At 66.0% G+C, this 706-nt stretch carries 1 pseudogene; it reads left to right on the top strand.

From position 1 onward, the window contains the following. Positions 1-556 precede the first annotated feature (556 nt). Positions 557-706: pseudogene (locus CCN51_RS58945) on the top strand (endo-1,4-beta-xylanase); the annotation flags it as partial.

Below are 706 nucleotides of genomic sequence, written 5' to 3'. Positions count from 1 at the left end.
GACCCCGACCCCGACCCCGACTCTGGAATGTTTCGGGCGAGGAACCGAAAATTTCTCCGCGGGGAGCATTGACGATCCATCGTCAATGCCTCAATCATCCCTGTCTGAGAAGGCGGTCATAGTTCGAGATATCGAACCACGTCGGCCCTGAGCAATCTGTGCTGCACGGCAGATCCATGCACAGCTGCACGACAGATCCGCGCACCAAAGCACCTGCGCCACCCCGTTTCGTTCCGGTGAGGTTCGCACCAGCGCCTCCTGGCTCTTCGCGCAGTTGGAGAGGTACGCGACGCCGCGGGGCGGTCCCCCCCGGCTGAGCTGCGATGGAGTACCCCATGCCTGTATCGAAACACCGCCGCCGCCCGCCGTACGTCACCCGACGACCGACCGGGTGCCGTCCGTGCCGGTTGAGATCGTCCCGGTCCCATGATCGCGGTGTCCGGTGATTCCGTGCTGCCCGGGTTCCGGCCCGCCCCGTCCATCTGCCGAGTGGGAGCGGACGACGCATTCCCCTGCGCTTCAGTCCTTCCGTGATTCCTACCTTGGAGGCACAGTCATGGGCTCGTATGCCCTTCCCAGACCCGTTATCCGCCAGAAGATCCGCGGCCTGCTGTTAGCGCTGGTCGTCGGCGTCCTCGGTGCGGTCGCCACACTGGTCGCGCCGCCGACCGCACACGCCGCCGAGAACACGCTCGGCGCCGCGGCG

The sequence above is a fragment of the Streptomyces milbemycinicus genome, from assembly GCF_002154605.1.
Classification (GTDB): domain Bacteria; phylum Actinomycetota; class Actinomycetes; order Streptomycetales; family Streptomycetaceae; genus Streptomyces; species Streptomyces milbemycinicus.
This window is presented reverse-complemented; position numbering and strand designations above follow the sequence as displayed.